At 46.5% G+C, this 17,077-nt stretch carries 18 protein-coding genes; all 18 read right to left on the bottom strand.

The window, feature by feature from the left end:
- Nucleotides 1–114: 114 nt before the first annotated feature.
- The 18 genes from R7Z41_RS21605 to fliN all read right to left on the bottom strand — a co-directional run bounded on the left by R7Z41_RS21605 (nt 115) and on the right by fliN (nt 17,045).
- Nucleotides 115–609, bottom strand: coding sequence for a DUF2802 domain-containing protein (locus tag R7Z41_RS21605; protein ID WP_025767176.1), 495 nt, complete (start codon nt 607–609; stop codon nt 115–117).
- A gap of 13 nt (nt 610–622) precedes the next feature.
- On the bottom strand, nt 623–1,117 hold the full coding sequence (locus R7Z41_RS21610; RefSeq protein ID WP_005380507.1) for a chemotaxis protein CheW: 495 nt from the start codon (nt 1,115–1,117) through the stop codon (nt 623–625).
- Between the two features lie 35 nt (nt 1,118–1,152).
- The gene (locus R7Z41_RS21615; RefSeq protein ID WP_318136413.1) at nt 1,153–2,223 is read right to left on the bottom strand and encodes a chemotaxis protein CheW; all 1,071 of its coding nucleotides are present in this window, start codon (nt 2,221–2,223) and stop codon (nt 1,153–1,155) included.
- Nucleotides 2,213–2,992, bottom strand: coding sequence for a ParA family protein (locus R7Z41_RS21620; RefSeq protein ID WP_005380505.1), 780 nt, complete (start codon nt 2,990–2,992; stop codon nt 2,213–2,215). The genes R7Z41_RS21615 and R7Z41_RS21620 overlap by 11 nt, the downstream gene beginning before the upstream one ends.
- Before the next feature lie 8 nt (nt 2,993–3,000).
- Nucleotides 3,001–4,113 carry a chemotaxis response regulator protein-glutamate methylesterase gene (locus R7Z41_RS21625; protein ID WP_025767174.1) on the bottom strand — a complete coding sequence of 371 codons (1,113 nt, stop codon included), beginning with the start codon at nt 4,111–4,113 and terminating at the stop codon, nt 3,001–3,003.
- Between the two features lie 29 nt (nt 4,114–4,142).
- Entirely contained in the window at nt 4,143–6,377 is a 2,235-nt protein-coding gene (locus tag R7Z41_RS21630; RefSeq protein ID WP_053304429.1) for a chemotaxis protein CheA, read from the bottom strand.
- Nucleotides 6,378–6,386: 9 nt separating this feature from the next.
- Entirely contained in the window at nt 6,387–7,127 is a 741-nt protein-coding gene (locus R7Z41_RS21635; RefSeq protein WP_005380502.1) for a protein phosphatase CheZ, read from the bottom strand.
- Between the two features lie 118 nt (nt 7,128–7,245).
- Nucleotides 7,246–7,614, bottom strand: a complete 369-nt coding sequence (cheY, locus tag R7Z41_RS21640; protein ID WP_017635949.1) for a chemotaxis response regulator CheY — start codon at nt 7,612–7,614, stop codon at nt 7,246–7,248.
- A gap of 45 nt (nt 7,615–7,659) precedes the next feature.
- A complete protein-coding gene (locus R7Z41_RS21645; RefSeq protein ID WP_005380499.1) occupies nt 7,660–8,394 on the bottom strand; it encodes an RNA polymerase sigma factor FliA in 735 nt (244 codons plus the stop codon).
- Entirely contained in the window at nt 8,387–9,274 is an 888-nt protein-coding gene (locus R7Z41_RS21650; RefSeq protein ID WP_005380498.1) for a MinD/ParA family protein, read from the bottom strand. Before R7Z41_RS21650 ends, R7Z41_RS21645 begins: the two co-directional genes overlap by 8 nt.
- A gap of 14 nt (nt 9,275–9,288) precedes the next feature.
- Nucleotides 9,289–10,806 (bottom strand): flagellar biosynthesis protein FlhF, encoded by a 1,518-nt coding sequence (flhF, locus tag R7Z41_RS21655; RefSeq protein WP_206970963.1) that lies wholly within the window; start codon nt 10,804–10,806, stop codon nt 9,289–9,291.
- 28 nt (nt 10,807–10,834) lie between these two features.
- Nucleotides 10,835–12,934 (bottom strand): flagellar biosynthesis protein FlhA, encoded by a 2,100-nt coding sequence (flhA, locus tag R7Z41_RS21660; RefSeq protein WP_025998722.1) that lies wholly within the window; start codon nt 12,932–12,934, stop codon nt 10,835–10,837.
- 210 nt (nt 12,935–13,144) lie between these two features.
- Complete coding sequence (flhB, locus tag R7Z41_RS21665; protein ID WP_005380490.1) at nt 13,145–14,275, bottom strand: flagellar biosynthesis protein FlhB; 1,131 nt, start codon at nt 14,273–14,275, stop codon at nt 13,145–13,147.
- 3 nt (nt 14,276–14,278) lie between these two features.
- Complete coding sequence (gene fliR / locus R7Z41_RS21670) at nt 14,279–15,061, bottom strand: flagellar biosynthetic protein FliR (RefSeq protein ID WP_005384463.1); 783 nt, start codon at nt 15,059–15,061, stop codon at nt 14,279–14,281.
- Nucleotides 15,062–15,069: 8 nt separating this feature from the next.
- Nucleotides 15,070–15,339 (bottom strand): flagellar biosynthesis protein FliQ, encoded by a 270-nt coding sequence (fliQ, locus tag R7Z41_RS21675; protein ID WP_005380488.1) that lies wholly within the window; start codon nt 15,337–15,339, stop codon nt 15,070–15,072.
- 24 nt (nt 15,340–15,363) lie between these two features.
- The gene (gene fliP, locus R7Z41_RS21680; RefSeq protein WP_005394311.1) at nt 15,364–16,233 is read right to left on the bottom strand and encodes a flagellar type III secretion system pore protein FliP; all 870 of its coding nucleotides are present in this window, start codon (nt 16,231–16,233) and stop codon (nt 15,364–15,366) included.
- On the bottom strand, nt 16,220–16,633 hold the full coding sequence (fliO, locus tag R7Z41_RS21685; protein WP_005380480.1) for a flagellar biosynthetic protein FliO: 414 nt from the start codon (nt 16,631–16,633) through the stop codon (nt 16,220–16,222). Before fliO ends, fliP begins: the two co-directional genes overlap by 14 nt.
- Nucleotide 16,634: 1 nt before the next feature.
- Complete coding sequence (gene fliN / locus R7Z41_RS21690) at nt 16,635–17,045, bottom strand: flagellar motor switch protein FliN (RefSeq protein ID WP_005380479.1); 411 nt, start codon at nt 17,043–17,045, stop codon at nt 16,635–16,637.
- Nucleotides 17,046–17,077 lie beyond the last annotated feature (32 nt).

Raw genomic sequence — 17,077 nt, forward strand, 5'->3', positions numbered from 1 at the left:
GTAGTTTTACAGGCAAAGCCGAAACGGATGATAACCACCTACTGAAGTAGGTGGTTTAGGGCTGAAAACAAAAAAAGAGGCGTAATAACGCCTCTTTTTTTCGCTTGATAACCTTTAGCGTCGACGACGTCCACGCGTTGGATATTCTGAGTCATCTGATGGCTGACCACTTAATGGTGGAATCTTCTCTTTCCCCGCCAGTTTCTTCTGCAGTGAAAGCATCAACTCAGCTTCGGCTTTTGGTAGTTCGCACTCTTCAATCAGCTCGTTGATATCAGCGCCAAGCTGTACCATTTTAGAAGCGCGACTGTACAAGCGACCATCAGTATCAGCGTGTTCGAGTTCGCGAATTCTCTCGTTTAAGTGCTGAATAATGTCTTGTTGCTCGGTCACTTTTTGTCCAAGACCAACAACAACCGAGCGCACTTCGAGTAACTGCTTACTCAACTTTTGCACTTCTTTATCTGCGTGTCGAGATTGAGCTCGTTGTTGGTCTAACTGCTTTTGTAACCCCGAGCGAATCCGCAGTTGCAAAACAACCAATACTAACACGATAAAAGCGACGCCACCCGCAAGGAATGGAGCAGATAAAAGAGTCTCTTCAGCCATCATCATTCAGCCATTAAAGGTGAGCCATCTCGTCCCACTCGTCATCTGTTAGCAGCTTGTTCAAATCCACAAGGATAAGAAGCTTGCCGTCACGGTTGCTCACACCCTGGATGAACTTCGCACTCTCGTCGGTACCAACTGAAGGCGTCGTATCAATTTCAGAAGAACGCAGATAAACAACTTCTGCCACGCTATCTACTAAGATACCAATCACTTGACGCTCAGACTCGATCACAATAATACGAGTGTTGTCAGTGACTTCGCCTTCCATCAGGCCAAAACGTGAACGTGTATCGATAACAGTAACTACATTACCGCGTAGGTTGATGATACCAAGTACATAATCTGGTGCACCTGGAACAGGGGCAATTTCAGTATAACGAAGTACTTCACGAACTTGCATTACGTTGATGCCGTACGTTTCTTCTTCTAGCTGGAACGTCACCCACTGAAGAACTTCGTCATTCGATGCATCTTTCTTCACTTCTACTTCAAAAGCTTGAGACATAGTTAATCCTCGTTAATGTCGTTCCCGACTTAAATCTAATTCAGTGATTTGACATCTAAACCGGCGTTTAGCATGTCAATGAGCGCCTGGACATGAATTAAGGCACACATTTTTTCTTTTACCATGCCCGCTAGCCAAGGGCGTTTACCCGCCTGCTCACGCCAGCGAACCTTGTCGATATTAAGCGTTTCAGTCCCCATTAATTGGTTACTGGCCAACCCCCACATGCTCTCACCAAGCATGACGACATATTGGTAGTTATCTTTATAGCTATCATCACGAAGCTTATCTGCCATCACCCATTTCGCGGTATCGACGACATCAAACTGTTGCTCGCGATTTGTTTGTAGCCCCAAATACCAGGCGGGTTTTCCTATCAAATGGTTAAGCTCGCTAATGCGATGAATACCACCTAACTCATCAAGAGGTACAGCAAACGTGACACCATTCACATCAAAGTAAAGAACTTGGAAGTCCTCACTTCGCTTCGTACTCTCCCAGGCCGTTGGTATATCGGAATCTGCTTGTGTTTCGAGTTCAGTATCGACGTTCGATTCTATATTGATACTTTGTTCGATCACTGCGTGAGGTTCATCCACCTCTGGTTGAGCTTCTTCAAAAACTGGCTCATCAATCACCCAGTCCTGTATTTCCTCAACACCCTGAAGCTCAGGCACCTCACTAAAGGTTTGTACCTCAGGCTCAGCCGCTTTTATCTCTGCTGCAATATCAATCGTATTTTGTTCAAGAATACTATCAATATCCAACTCAGCCACTGGGTTGCTTGCTTCAAGCTGACTTAATAGCCTTTGAACATCTTCCAGGTTTGGAGCTTCCAACTCTGGCGGATATGTTTCTTGAAACTGGTACGTTTCTGGCTCCGAGTATTGTAGCTGCAATTCTGGCTCTGGCTCTGGCTCTGGCTCTGGCTCTGGCTCTGGCTCTGGCTCTGGCTCTGGCTCTGGCTCTGGCTCTGCAGATGATACCTCTTGAGCCAACAGGTCAAGGTCTTCCTCAAGAGTCGTTATTTCAGTTTCATCATCCAGTAATGCATTAAAGTAGTCATCAAGTGCTTGTTCACTGGACAGCACATCATTACTGCTCATCGAACGCCAACCTCTCCAGGTAAATCAGTAGCTGTTTATAGGCAAACACACCACGGCTACCAGATGCAAAATGCGAAGCTGGCAAGTGCTTTAAACTGGCATCGCGGAACTTGGTATCAATAGGCACCGCTGAGGTCCACACTTGATTTGGGTAATCTTTTTTCAGTTGCATCAATGTCTGCAATGACGCTTTCGTGCGCTTATCGTACATGGTTGGGACGATAGTCACTTTGAAACCGCCCGGGCGAGATTTTTGCATAATGGTTAGCGTACGCATCATGCGCTCTAGACCTTTCATTGCCAAAAACTCTGTTTGAACAGGAATCAAAATTCGGTCACTGGCTGCCAACGCGTTCACCATCATCACGCCAAGGATTGGCGGACAGTCAATCAACACATAATCATAGTCTTGTGAGACAGTTTGCAGCGCCCGTTTTAAGATTAATCCCATACCACTGCGATTACCCATTACGCGATCAAGCGTGGCAAGGGACATATGCGCGGGAATGATATCCATTCCTTCCAGCTCTGTTTCTAAAATCAACGGTTTAACCGTCTCACGAGAAAACGTCTTCAACTGGAATAAATCAAATAGGCTCGAAGTTACTGCATCAGGATCATAACCGAGATAAGTAGTCAGTGAGGCGTGAGGATCAGTATCAACCATCAATACTCGATGGCCTTTCTGGCTCAATAAGCCCGCCAATGTCACTGTTGAGGTGGTTTTACCCACGCCTCCTTTCTGGTTAGCTACACTCCAAACAATCATGATGAATCCTAAGCTAGGCCAACTTCCACCAACATGCGTTCAGCGATGCGGTCAAGCGGTAAATCTTCTGAAGAAATGCCTGCTTTAGCAACCGCTTGGGGCATGCCATAAACAACACAACTTTCTTCATCTTGTGCCCAAATAGTTGAGCCTGCAGACTTCAACATGCGAGCGCCCTCACGACCGTCTGCACCCATGCCTGTCAACACTAAAGAGAGCACTTTGTCGCCATATACTTTTGCGGCAGAACCAAAAGTCACATCCACACATGGTTTGTAGTTCATGCGATCGCCGCCATCAATAATGCGAAGACGAGCAGCGCCCGCTCGTCCATCCACCATCATTTGTTTCCCACCTGGTGCAAGGTATGCCACACCGGGCTGTAACACATCGCCATCTTGTGCTTCTTTCACTTGAATCTTACACAAGGTGTTCAAACGACTGGCAAACGCAGCAGTAAACGTTGCTGGCATGTGTTGAATCAATACAATCGGATGCGGATAGTTCATCGGCAAGCGCGTCAGAATTTTTTGTAGAGCAACGGGGCCACCTGTTGATGTGCCAATTGCCGTCAGTTGATACTTCTTACCAGAAGCACGGTACTTTGTCGCAGCAGGTCGAGTTGGTGTTGGAGTCACAGGTGAAGCCGTTCTTGAACCTAATGATCGAGTAGTCGTGCTGGTACTCGCTGTTGGGCGAGCGATAGGTCGACGCATGAAAGCGCGCTTCGAGGCAATCTGAATCACACGCTGTTGAAGTAATGACACCGCTTCTTCACGGTTACGCGCAATGTCCTCAAACTTTTTCGGTAAGAAGTCCAATGCGCCCGCATCTAGCGCATCAAGCGTAGCTTTCGCCCCGTCGTGGGTCAGGGACGAAAACATTAGAATTGGCGTTGGAGCAGCGGCCATTATTTCACGTACAGCTGTAATGCCATCCATCACTGGCATTTCAATATCCATCGTGATGACGTCAGGTTTGAGAGATTTGGCTTTCTCAACCGCCTCTCTACCATTTACCGCAACGTCAATCACTTCTAGGCGCGATTCTGAGTTGATGATTTCGCTCACGCGACGTCGGAAAAAACTCGAATCATCAACGACTAGTACTTTAATCGCCATCTTATTCCTTTTAATAACGTCAGCTTTGCTTAAAGGCGTGAAGCCGCAGCATATCGCTTAAGTAAATCAGGCACATCTAGAATTAATGCAATATGGCCATCGCTAGTAATTGTCGCACCAGCCATACCTGGAGTGCCCTGTAATAGATTATCGAGTGGCTTAATAACCACTTCTTCTTGACCAATAAGCGTATCCACAACAAAACCAACGCGTTGGTTACCAATCTGTACAATCACCACGTGACCGTGACCAGTACGCTCTTGGACGTTTTGCGATTTGGATGCTAACCAGTTTTGTAAGTAAAATAGCGGGATAGATTTCTCACGTACAATGATCGTCAGCTGACCATCTACCACGTTTGTACGGCTAAGATCTAAGTGGAAAATTTCACTCACCGAAGCCAGTGGTAGAGCAAACGGATGACCGCCAACACCAACCATCAGAGTCGGTAAAATCGCTAACGTTAGTGGTACTTTGATCGTAATCTTAGTGCCCTTGCCTAGCTCAGAATCGATATCGATTGAACCGTTTAAGGTATTGATCGCCGTCTTAACCACGTCCATACCCACACCACGACCAGAGATGTCAGAAATTTTATCTTTACTTGAGAAACCAGGTGCGAAGATAAGGTTGAAGCACTCTTTATCTGTTAAACGTGCCGCCGCATCTTCATCCATCATGCCACGCTTCACCGCGATGCCACGCAGTTTGTTCGGGTCCATACCGCCACCATCATCTACGATGGATAGTTCAATATGGTCCCCTTCTTGCGATGCTGACAAAATCACTTTACCTGTACGTGATTTGCCGGCCTTCGCGCGTGCGTCTGGCATTTCAATACCGTGATCAACCGAGTTACGCACCAAGTGAATCAACGGATCGGCCAATGCTTCTACAAGGTTTTTATCGAGATCGGTTTCTTCACCGCGCATTTCTAGCACGATGTCTTTATTTAGGTTACGAGCCAAGTCACGGACAACGCGTGGGAAACGGCCAAACACTTTCTTAATTGGCTGCATACGCGTTTTCATTACCGCGCCTTGTAGATCCGCAGTTACCACATCAAGGTTAGCGACCGCTTTGGACATCTCTTCGTTGTCGCTATTCAAACCAAGGCTTAATAGGCGGTTTCGAACCAATACGAGCTCACCCACCATGTTCATGATGGTATCAAGCGTCGAGGTATCAACACGAACGGTTGCTTCAGCCTGAGGTTTTTTAACCGCTGGTGCTTTGGCTTCTTCTTTTACCGCGACTGGTTTAGATTCTGGCTTTGGTGCTGGCGCTGCTTGAACGGGTGTTGGCTTAGCAACAGGCTCAGGTTTCGCAGGGCTTTGCTCTACGTTTGCTGAAGCTGGCTTCGTTGCCATATCCAATTCTTCTAGCGTTGGACCTTTACCTGAACCATGTAGCTCATCGAGTAACTTTTCGAACTCTTCGTCCGTCATTAAGTCACTGTCTTGATTTGATGAAGATGACACTGGAGCGGAAGGCTCTGCCGCTTTAGGTGGCTCTACTGGTACAGATGCAGCAGCCTCTGCCGTAGAAGGGCTTTTTCCTACACCGTGCAGTTCATCGAGTAAGCGTTCAAACTCATCATCAGTGATATCACCACTTTCAACTGATGGTGCACTCGATTGAGGCGGTTCAGATGGCGTTGTAGGTGTCGCAGACATTGAGTTGCCTGGCGCTGAACCTTTACCATGAAGCTCATCCAGTAGCTTTTCGAATTCGTCTTGGGTAATTTCATCAACAGAGCCGACACTTGATGGTGCTGACGGCGCAGCAGGTTCTTCGAAGATAGGCTCGGGAATAATAGGCTCTGGAGTAGCCACTGGTTCTTCAACTACGGTTGCCGCTACTTCATCTTCTGACTCAGGTTTGCATAGACGATGAAGTTCTTCAAGAAGCTCAGGGTCCGCAGCTTCTAACGGCTCACGATCTTGAACAGCCTGGAACTGGGTATTAACCGTATCCAAGGCTTTTAGCATCGTATCCATTAAGTTTTGCGTTACCGTGCGTTGACCGTTTCGTAAAACGTCGAACACGTTCTCCGCACCATGACAAGTATCGACTAGCTCTGCCAATGAAAGGAAGCCGGCACCGCCTTTTACGGTATGAAACCCGCGGAAAATAGCATTAAGTAAGTCTTTGTCTTCTGGGTTATTTTCCAATTCAACCAACTGCTCAGAAAGCAGCTCGAGAATTTCCCCAGCCTCAATGAGAAAGTCCTGAAGAATATCTTCGTCTAAATCGTAGCTCATACGTTACCTTTAAAATCCAAGACTGGACAACAAGTCATCGACTTCGTCCTGCGATGAAACCGCATCTTCTCTCAGTTCTGGATGAAGAATCGGGCCTTCGGCTTCGCTTGTTTGTGTATTCTTTTTATCTGCCGGTTCTGACAAAACTTGAATGTGTTCTTCAAGTTTATTTCCAGAGAATACGGTTAGGATTTCCACTAAGCGGCCTTCTACTTCATTAACCAACGTAATTACGCGGCGAATGATTTGGCCAGTTAGGTCTTGGAAGTCTTGCGCCATGAGAATTTCGGTCAACTGGCCGCGCAATTCAGTGCTGTCACCTTCGACTTGCACTAATAGCCCGTCGATTCGGTGGCACAGTGCTTTAAATTCGCTTAATTCTATGCGCCCGTGCATGAGTTCATTCCATTGAGGACGAACTTTTAGAAGGCAATCATGCAGGTTGTCAGCGATAGGAAGGCAGCAGTCGACCGCATCCATTGTTTTGTTGGCTGCAAGCTCTGTCTTCTCGATCACATAATTGAGACGATCCCTAGCGTTAGGGATTTCGTCTTTCGCAATTTCGGTCATGCGCTGATCGAGACTGAACTGCTTGAGTGATTCGTGAAGGTCTCGAGTTAACGCTCCAATTTCTTGCAGCATTGGGTTATCGGCACCTTCGTAGATCGAGGCAACAAGCATATTGGCTTGGTCTTGTTCCCCGTTTTCTAGCATTTGAACGAGTGACTTCGCCTGCTCTAGTGAGATCATTCTGAATAGACCCTTTTACGTTTAGTTCTTCTTATCACTTTGAAAACGCTAAACGAGTCATTTAATAGGTATTTAATAATTGGTATGAATGACTCGAATAACAAAGAGAAAGAGAGAGTTATAAACGCTCGAAAATTTTATCTAATTTTTCTTTTAATGTTGCAGCAGTAAATGGCTTAACAATGTAGCCGTTTACACCTGCTTGAGCAGCTTCAATGATCTGCTCACGCTTCGCTTCAGCCGTGATCATTAGAACTGGCAGATGCTTAAGTTCTGCATCCGCGCGGATGTGTTTAAGCAAATCGATGCCTTGCATACCTGGCATGTTCCAGTCAGTTACAACAAAATCGAAGTCACCTTTTTTCAGCATTGGTAATGCGGTTAAACCATCGTCCGCTTCTTGAGTGTTATTGAAACCCAAGTCACGAAGCAGGTTTTTAACAATACGGCGCATTGTTGAGAAATCATCAACAATAAGGATCTTCATGTTTTTATTCAAAATTGCCTCCACTGAATCGTAAAATCAGTGTTTTTAGTCATTTTGTGTCCACGCACTGAGCTTGGTACGTAAACGTTGCATCGCTTGACTCAGTATTTGACTTACGCGAGATTCGCTTACGCCTAACACATCGCCAATTTCTTTCAAATTGAGTTCTTCATCATAATAAAGCGAAAGAACCAAAGCTTCACGCTCTGGAAGCTGTTTTATTGATTCAACCAGTGCTTTTCGAAATGATTCATCAACTACCCCTTTGAATGGGTTGCTGTCATCGGTTTCATCCGCTGGTGAAATCACATCATCAGAAACGCCTAAATCTTCAATACCGACTAATTTTGAGCAGTTGATATCGGTAAGAGCACTATGATATTGATCCAGTGTCATACCGAGATGCGTGGCTACTTCAGAATCAGTAGGATCTCGATTTAATTCGCCTTCCAGCTCCGCAATCGCTTGGTTAATCTCTCGATTATTTTTATGAACAGAACGCGGTACCCAATCGCCTTTACGCATGTCATCTAACATTGCGCCACGAATACGGATACCTGCATAAGTTTCAAAGCTCGCACCTTTAGAACCATCATAATTCTGCTGAGCTTCGATAAGACCGATCATGCCGGCCTGAATTAAATCCTCTACCTGAACACTCGGCGGTAAACGGCCTAGTAGGTGGTGAGCAATGCGCTTAACCAACACTGAATAACGTTCAATGAACGCCTGCTGGCTATTAAATTTGCCATGTTGGTCATAGGTTATCGCTTTATTCACCAAAAGGGTCCTCTGCGAATTCGGTACGATTTAACAGCCTTTCCACAAAAAATTCCAAGTGTCCACTTGGTGTTTTCGGTAGTGGCCACGTCAACGCTTTGTTTGCTAGTGAGCTGATAGCTAAAGCGGCAGGCGAGCGTGGGAACGCATCAACGACAATTTTTTGTCTTTTTACAGCCTGTCGTACTTTATCATCTAATGGAATACATGCTACGAGTTCAAGGCTAACATTCAAGAATCGCTCTGTGACTAGTGTCAACTTTGCAAACAATTCTCGCCCTTCACGGTAGCTTCTGACCATATTTGCTACAACTTTAAAGCGTTGAACTTGGTGTTCTTTACTCAACAGCTTGATTAATGCATAGGCATCTGTGATTGACGTCGGTTCATCACACACAACTACAACCACATCTTGAGCTGCTCGCGAAAAACTGATTACCATGTCAGAGATACCAGCAGCGGTATCAATCAGCAGGACATCCATTTCGTCTTCAAGACTACCAAATGCTCGAATGAGTCCAGCATGCTGAGCGTGAGAAAGCTCTGTCATGCTCTGTGTGCCAGAAGTTGCAGGAATTATCTTTATACCATAAGGCCCTTCGACAATCGCATCTTTTAGCTCACATTCACCCGCTAAGACATGTCCTAGATTACGTTTTGCACGAATTCCGAGCATCACGTCCACATTGGCCAGACCTAAATCAGCGTCGAGAACCATCACCTTCTTGCCTTGGCGAGCCATACAAATCGCCAGACCCAGTGTTACGTTTGATTTCCCCACACCACCTTTGCCGCCAGTAACAGCAATCACTTTGGTCAACGATGGTTGTGTTAAGCGACGGAGGCCGCTTGCTTGATCGTGTATCATATTCTCAGTCATAGTAGTCCGCCGCCTTAGAGTCCTTCACTGTCACTGTTCCAAAAGTGAGGTTCGTTCTCTGTCGACTTCTCTAACAGTTCATTTGCTTTCGCAAGCATATATTTTGGTTGCGCTATCACAATGTCTTCTGGTACGCGCTGACCATTAGCGATGTAAGCTACTGGCATTGCGTTTTGAATCACTACACTGATGAATTCGCCTAGGCTTAATGACTCATCAAGCTTCGTCATAATACAACCCGAAAGTGGTATACGTCGGAAGTGATCCAGCGTTTCTTGTAGAACACGACGTTGTGCGGTAGCCGGCAAAACAAGGTAGCTGTGAATCACTTCTCCGCTCTCTTGCATTAGAGTGTCGAGCTGCTCGGAAAGCCTCACATCTCGTTGCCCCATCCCTGCCGTATCGACCAAAATCAGTCTTCTGTTTCTTAGCTGATATATAACATCGGCTAACTCGTTAGAATCTTTAGCAACTCTTACGGGACAACCCATGATTCTTCCGTAAATTGAGAGCTGCTCATGTGCACCTATGCGATATGTATCTGTTGTCACAAGGGCCACATTGTCGGCACCGTATTCCATGGCTGCGCGTGCTGCGAGTTTCGCTACGGTTGTTGTTTTCCCAACCCCCGTCGGACCCAACAATGCGACTACGCCACCACGTTTTAAAATGTCCTGTTTAGGAATATTGATTTGATCCGCCACCAGCGACAATAACGCTTTCCACGCTCGCGCTGGCTTTGTATCTTCCGGGATATAACAGGCCATCTGGTCTGCTAACTCCGGAGAAACGCCCATTCGCTCTAAGCGCTTAATCAGCATCGCTCTTAGCGGCTCACGGCGTTCTACTTCTTGCCACATCAGGCCAGAAACTTGGTGCTCCAACAGACGACGAATTGACGTCATCTCTTCGCGCATGCTTTCTAGCTCATCGGCCGATTCGTCACGCTCATCACTTGGGCGACGTCGGTCATAGCGCGTCGGGTCCAGCTTGGGCGTCGGACGTTCAAATCGATTGTCCTGTGCGATTAGCTTCGCCAAAGGTGAATCTGGTTGATATGGCGCTGGCTTTTCTTGGTTGTAGCCGTCGCGATGCTTATTTTGGCGTTGCAGCAAAGCAGAGAGCGAATCTTCATTTTCCGCTACGTGGTCGTCAACATCTGCTGCACCACCGCTATATTGCTTAAGCATATTAGCGAATCGCTGCGTCATTGAGCCTGTTTTTTCATTGTTACTGTTATTACTGTTCAGGCTAATTTTATCTTCATCTAAATGACGATCTTGGTAACGATCAGCAGAAGACGATGACATTTGACGATGTTCGTTATAGCGATTCGATTGAGAAGCACCGCGATTTTGCTGTGACGCTGCGCTTGCTTGAGGCGGATTAGATTCACTATCTATCGCCGCAACAATCGCTACTCCACCAGCCACTTTCTTGTTTGACATGATCACCGCTTCCGCGCCTAACTCCTCTTTCACTTGGAGCAGCGCCGTTCTCATGTCTTTGGCAAAAAATCGCTTTATTTTCAAACTATGAATCCATTAATGATGCGTGAGATCAGTTACCCACGGCTTGCACAATTCTGATCTGTTTTTCATCCGGTATTTCTTGGTAAGACAGTACCCGGAGATTAGGTATTGTGTTCTTCACAAATTTCGCCAACGTCGAGCGTAATACACCGGAAGTAAGCAGAACGGCAGGTTCGCCTTTCAGTTCTTGTTCCTGTGTCGCTTGGCTTAGTGAAGACTGCAATCGCTCAGCGAGTCCCGGTTCAATCCCCGCGGATTCGCCTCCTGATGCTTGCATAGTTTGATGCAATATTTGTTCCAGTTCGGGTATCAAAGTGATCACTGGTAACTCAGGCTCTATACCATTGATTTCTTGAACAATTAGGCGTTTAAGACTAATTCGAACTGCTGCCGTCAATATGTCAGCTTCTTGACTCTTACTTGAGTACTCAGCCAAAGTTTGAACAATCGTGCGAATATCGCGGATTGGAATGGCCTCGTTTAACAAGTTTTGTAGGACTTTCACCACCACACCTAATGGTAATTGGTCAGGAACAAAGTTCTCGACCAACTTAGGCGCGCTGCGTCCCAACATTTCTAATAAATTCTCTACTTCTTCATGACCAATTAGCTGTGACGCGTTGTTGGTCAATAGCTGGCTCAGGTGCGTCGCTAATACCGTTGATGAATCAACAACCGTATAGCCTAAGGCCTGAGCGTGCTCACGCTGATCTTCTCGGATCCATACGGCTTCCAGTCCAAAAGCAGGGTCAATGGTTGGTTCACCATCAATCATGCCATACACCTGACCTGGGTTAATCGCTAGCTCTTGATCCGGACGAATCTCTGCTTCGCCCACCGCAACCCCCATCAATGTAATTCGGTAACTGTTTGGGGTCAGCTCAAGATTGTCACGAATATGAACCGCTGGAATTAGGAACCCAAAATCTTGCGATAACTTTTTACGCACGCCTTTTACGCGCTCTAACAGTTCCCCACCTTGGTCTCTGTCCACCAAAGGGATTAAGCGATAACCGACTTCCAAGCCAATAATATCGACTGGCTGAACGTCATCCCAAGACAGTTCGCGCTGTGAGGAAGGTTCTGTACCTTCGTCTGCTGTTGCTGGTAAAGCGGGCTCTTTCGCTTTCTGCTTCTGCCGTTTGTCGATGAAATATGCCGCTGCACCGGCCGCGACTGCCAGGCTCAAAAACGCAAAGTGTGGCATGCCCGGTACGATGCCCATCACACCAAGAATAGCCGCAGTAATCATCAGCGCTTTTGGGTTGTCGAACATCTGGAAGACCAGTTGTTCCCCCATGTCTTCATCGGTGTTTTGGCGCGTCACCATCATTGCCGCTGCAATCGACAGCAATAGCGATGGGATTTGTGCGACCAAACCATCACCGATTGTCAGTAAGGTATAGATTTCAATCGCTTCACCGAAACCCAATCCATACTGCGCCATACCGATCGACAGACCGCCGACGATGTTGATAAACAGAATCAAAATACCGGCAATCGCGTCACCTTTTACGAACTTCGAGGCACCATCCATCGAGCCATAGAAATCCGCTTCTTTGGTCACTTCAAAACGACGAACTCTTGCCTGCTCTTGGTCTATCAATCCGGCATTCAAGTCGGCATCAATCGCCATTTGCTTACCCGGCAACGCATCAAGCGTAAAGCGAGCACTTACCTCAGAGATACGACCCGCACCTTTGGTCACCACCATAAAGTTGATGATCATTAAGATGAGGAAAACCACTAGGCCGACCGCGTAGTTACCACCAATAACGACGTTACCGAACGCCTCAATTACGTTACCTGCCGCATTACCGCCTTCATGACCATGCAGTAAGACGACACGAGTCGAGGCAACGTTCAAAGCCAAGCGGAGCAACGTGGCGATCAGCAATACCGTTGGAAAAGCAGCGAAGTCCAAAGGGCGACGTGTGTAAACGGTCACTAACAACACCACCATCGACAGCGCGATGTTAAAGGTGAAGAACATATCCAGCAAAAATGCTGGAATCGGCAGTACCACCATCGCTAGGGTGGCCAAAACCATCACCGGAGCACCAATAGCTGGCATTTCACGTTGAGGGATTCGTGGCAATTTATCTGCAAACGGCAGGCTTAACTTCATACTGCGAGAGATCTCAATCGATTGAAGCGTCACGTAAGCTCTTACTATTAATACGCGACCGCTTTAGCCTAAAAGTTTAGGTAGGGTTGATAATTAAAGCGTTTTAAGCAATCTATGTACCATAATTAGCGCCAAAATAATGACTAAACACTCAAATAGAGCTTAGCTTTTGATCAAACGAGCTTTTTTAAGGCTTTACCGCTTTTCGTATCAATGACGGTGCTCGGGCGGGATTGGCAAATCATAATCTTGAATTTTCGGGCGCTGTCCACCTCGTTTTCGGTATTGCTTCAATTGGAATACAAATGCCAAAACCTGAGCGACGGCAGTAAATAACCCATCGGGGATCTCTTGCTCGAGCTCTGTCGTGTGGTACAACGCACGAGCCAAAGGTGGTGCTGGCACAATCGTAATGTCATGTTCGCGGGCGACTTCTCGAATCTTCATCGCCATGTGGTCAGTACCTTTAGCGATCACGACTGGCGCACGGTCTGTCTTCTGTTTATAACGAAGCGCTACCGAGAAGTGCTCTGGGTTAGTAACAATAACATCAGCTTGAGGAACATCCGCCATCATTCGACGTTGAGCCGCTTCCCTTTGCAACATACGAATACGGCCTTTCACTTCCGGCTTACCTTCAGTCTCTTTGTATTCGTCTTTGACTTCTTGCTTGGTCATTTTTAACTGATCGGCGTGCTGCCAAATTTGAAATGGAATATCGATGGCAACCACAATCAATAGCGAGCAACTGATCAGCAAAATAAAGTTCAGCAAAATATCTAAAGCATGGAAGATGTTTTGCGGATACACATCCATACTCAATTGAATCAGATCGGCCTGCGATGCTTGGATCAAATAGATGGCGACACCAGTGACCAGAACCACTTTAAGGATTGATTTGATCAACTCTACCCAACTTTGCATTCCAACCATTCGCTTTAAACCGCTAAGCGGATTCATTTTCGACAGCTTGGGCATGGCCGCTTGGGCAGAAAAACTGATTCCTCCCACACCTGCTGCTCCAATCATGGCGGCGGTAAACAATGTCGCTAACACCAAAAATAGTGGGAACAACAAATCACTCATCGCGCCCAAAGCGATATCAAACAGTTTTGCAGTATCGAAAATCTCTTCTCGTTGAAGATCAAATAAACGGCTCATGATGGAAAACAATGAACGTGCTAACGCCTCGCCAAACCACATCAATGAAATGGCGCCAACGATCAGCACAGATGCTGATGCGAGCTCTTTAGATCGAGCGACCTGCCCCTTTTCTCTGGCTTGTTGTAACCGTCGGGGCGTGGCTTCTTCGGTGCGTTCCTGACCGTCTGATTCTGCCAAATCTTAGCACTCCAAGCGAATAAGCCGACAAATCTGCGCCTCACCCACTGTCCAGAACATTTCATAATGACTGTATAGACCAGCCAGTATGTACCAACAAAGTAATAGACCCACCATCAAAGCAAAAGCAAAACCAAGCGAGAAGATATTCAGCTGTGGTGCGGCACGGGTCATTACACCAAACGACAAGTTAATGGTCAGTAGTGCAATAATGCCGGATAGAGACATACTCAATGCCGTTTGGAACATAATACCAAGCCAGCCTGCCATTTCACGGAAATCAACCGCGTTGAGCGAGCCGGAGCCAATCGGCAAAGTTTTAAAACTGAACACCACCAATTGCAGCATTTTTAAGTGTCCATCGGTGGCAAGGAAAAACATTGTCGTTAAGAACATGAATAACTGGCCAAGCAATGGCGTGTTCTGACCATTTGCGGGATCAACCATAGAAGCAAAGCCCAAACTTGATTGCATACCCAATATTTGACCAAGTAGGACAAAGGTTTGAATCATAAATTGAGTAACCATACCCATCGCTATGCCGATGATCATTTGCTCGGCAATGGTCATGAAGCCACGAAACGAGAGTAGCTCAATGTCTTGAGGTACGGCGGGGATGGCTGGCATGACAGCGAAAGTGATGGCTAAACCGAGGTAAAGGCGGATTCTTGGCGAAACAAATCGGGCCCCGGTTACTGTCATCACCATCAACATAGATGAGATACGAACATAGGGCCAGAAGTAGTTTGCGATCCAATCTAAGACAACGCTAGTGGGGTACTCCATAGGCGCCTCTAATAAAGCACCTGAGGTAAGCGTTCAATCAAGCCATAGAAATATTCCATCAACATTTGCGTCATCCAATGCCCAAACAGCATCAGGGCCAAAAGCGTGACAATCAAACGCGGTAAGAAGCTCAATGTTTGTTCGTTGATGGATGTCGCAGCTTGAAAAATCGCGACTACAAGGCCGATAAGCAAGCTTGGGATGATAATAGCGCAGACCATGATAAGCACCATCCAAAGTGCTTCACGGAAAAGCTCGACAAACATTTCTGGTGTCATGTCTTATCCTCTATCTGCGCTTATCTAAAGGGCAAAGCTGCCCGCAAGTGTCGAGAGTATCAAGTTCCAACCATCGACCAATACGAACAACATCAACTTGAACGGCAACGAAACAATCATTGGTGACAACATCATCATACCCATTGCCATCAGTACCGAAGCGACTACAAGGTCAATAATCAAAAACGGCAAGAAGAGCATAAAGCCAATTTGGAATGCAGTTTTTAGCTCTGAGGTGATAAAAGCCGGAATCAACACCGCCATCGACACATCTTCTGGATTCTCGACTTGCTCTCCTGACATGGTTACAAACGTCTCCAAATCTTTGATTCGCGTCTGTTTAAGCATGAATGCTTTCATTGGCGCTTGTGCAGCATCAAACGCTTCTCGCGCCGTGACTTGCTCGTTCAAATAAGGCTGAACAGCTTTGTCGTTGATTTCGTTCAGGACAGGAGACATAACAAAAAAGGTCAAAAACAGCGCAATACCAATAATGACCTGATTAGAAGGCGTTTGTTGCAAACCCATTGCCTGACGCAATATCGACATCACCACTACAATTCGAGTGAACGAGGTCATCAGAATCACCATGGCAGGCAAGAAGCCAAGCATGGTCATTAACGCTAAAATTTGTAGTGTAACCGAGTAGTCTTCACTGCCATCAGGGTTCGTGGTCATGGTGAATGCTGGAATACCACCGCCACTAGAAACGGACATAGCACGGCTAGCACCAGTATCACTTTGCATAGCCTGAACTGTAACACCACTTCCATCGGCTAAGTTATCTGGCAGCGCTGACTCCTCTGCTTCAGCAAAGGTAAATGAAGAAAACAGCACGCCGACAAAAAGTAACAACGTACTCAGGAGCAAACGAATTGGATTACCCTTTGTCATGTTTTTTGATCAGCTGGCTAAATTGAGTCGCAAAAGCATTGGTCGCCAACTCTTCCTCTTTCAGTGGCTTATCTAACTTGGCTAAAGTTTGGATCGATTGGCTAGTAATCCCAACCAAAAACTGTTCTTCACCCACTTGAACTACTGCGATTCTTTCTTTTGTACCCACTGGCAACTGACTCACTATACGCAAGCCCTTTTGTTGTCCCATCGCTGGCACTTGCATACGTTTCAGCAACCAAGCCAGCAAAAGAATCACGCCGATTACAAGCACAAGCGAGCCAAGTGTCGTCGCAAGATCCAGATTATTTGGTGCGGCAGCAAATGCATAAGGAGCACTTAGCATTAAGCTCAGTGCTCCAGTGATTTGCTTCAATCGCATTTTGATTGAACGACTCATCTTAACGCAGCTTCTTAATTCGTTCAGTTTGGCTGATCACATCCGTCAAACGGATACCAAACTTATCGTTGACGACCACGACTTCGCCGTGAGCAATCAAAGTACCGTTAACCAATACGTCGAGCGACTCACCGGCTAGACGATCCAACTCAACAACCGAACCTTGGTTAAGCTGCAACAGGTTCCGAATGCTAATTTGAGAACGACCGACTTCCATCGAAATCGTCACCGGGATATCCATAATAGTGTCGAGTTTACGACGCTCATCTTCGCTAATTGGGCTTGAAGTGTCTTTTAGCTCTTCCAGTGGCGCAGCCAATACTTCATCTACGTCTACAGAAGGGGCAGACGGGTCTTCGCCAAGAGCGGCTGCCCATTCGTCTGCTAGCTTTTGATCGTCACTTGGTTCCATTTTTCTATCCTGTGTTACGCCTTACTCATGCC

Source organism: Vibrio sp. 1457 (assembly GCF_033340195.1).
GTDB classification, from domain to species: domain Bacteria; phylum Pseudomonadota; class Gammaproteobacteria; order Enterobacterales; family Vibrionaceae; genus Vibrio; species Vibrio alginolyticus.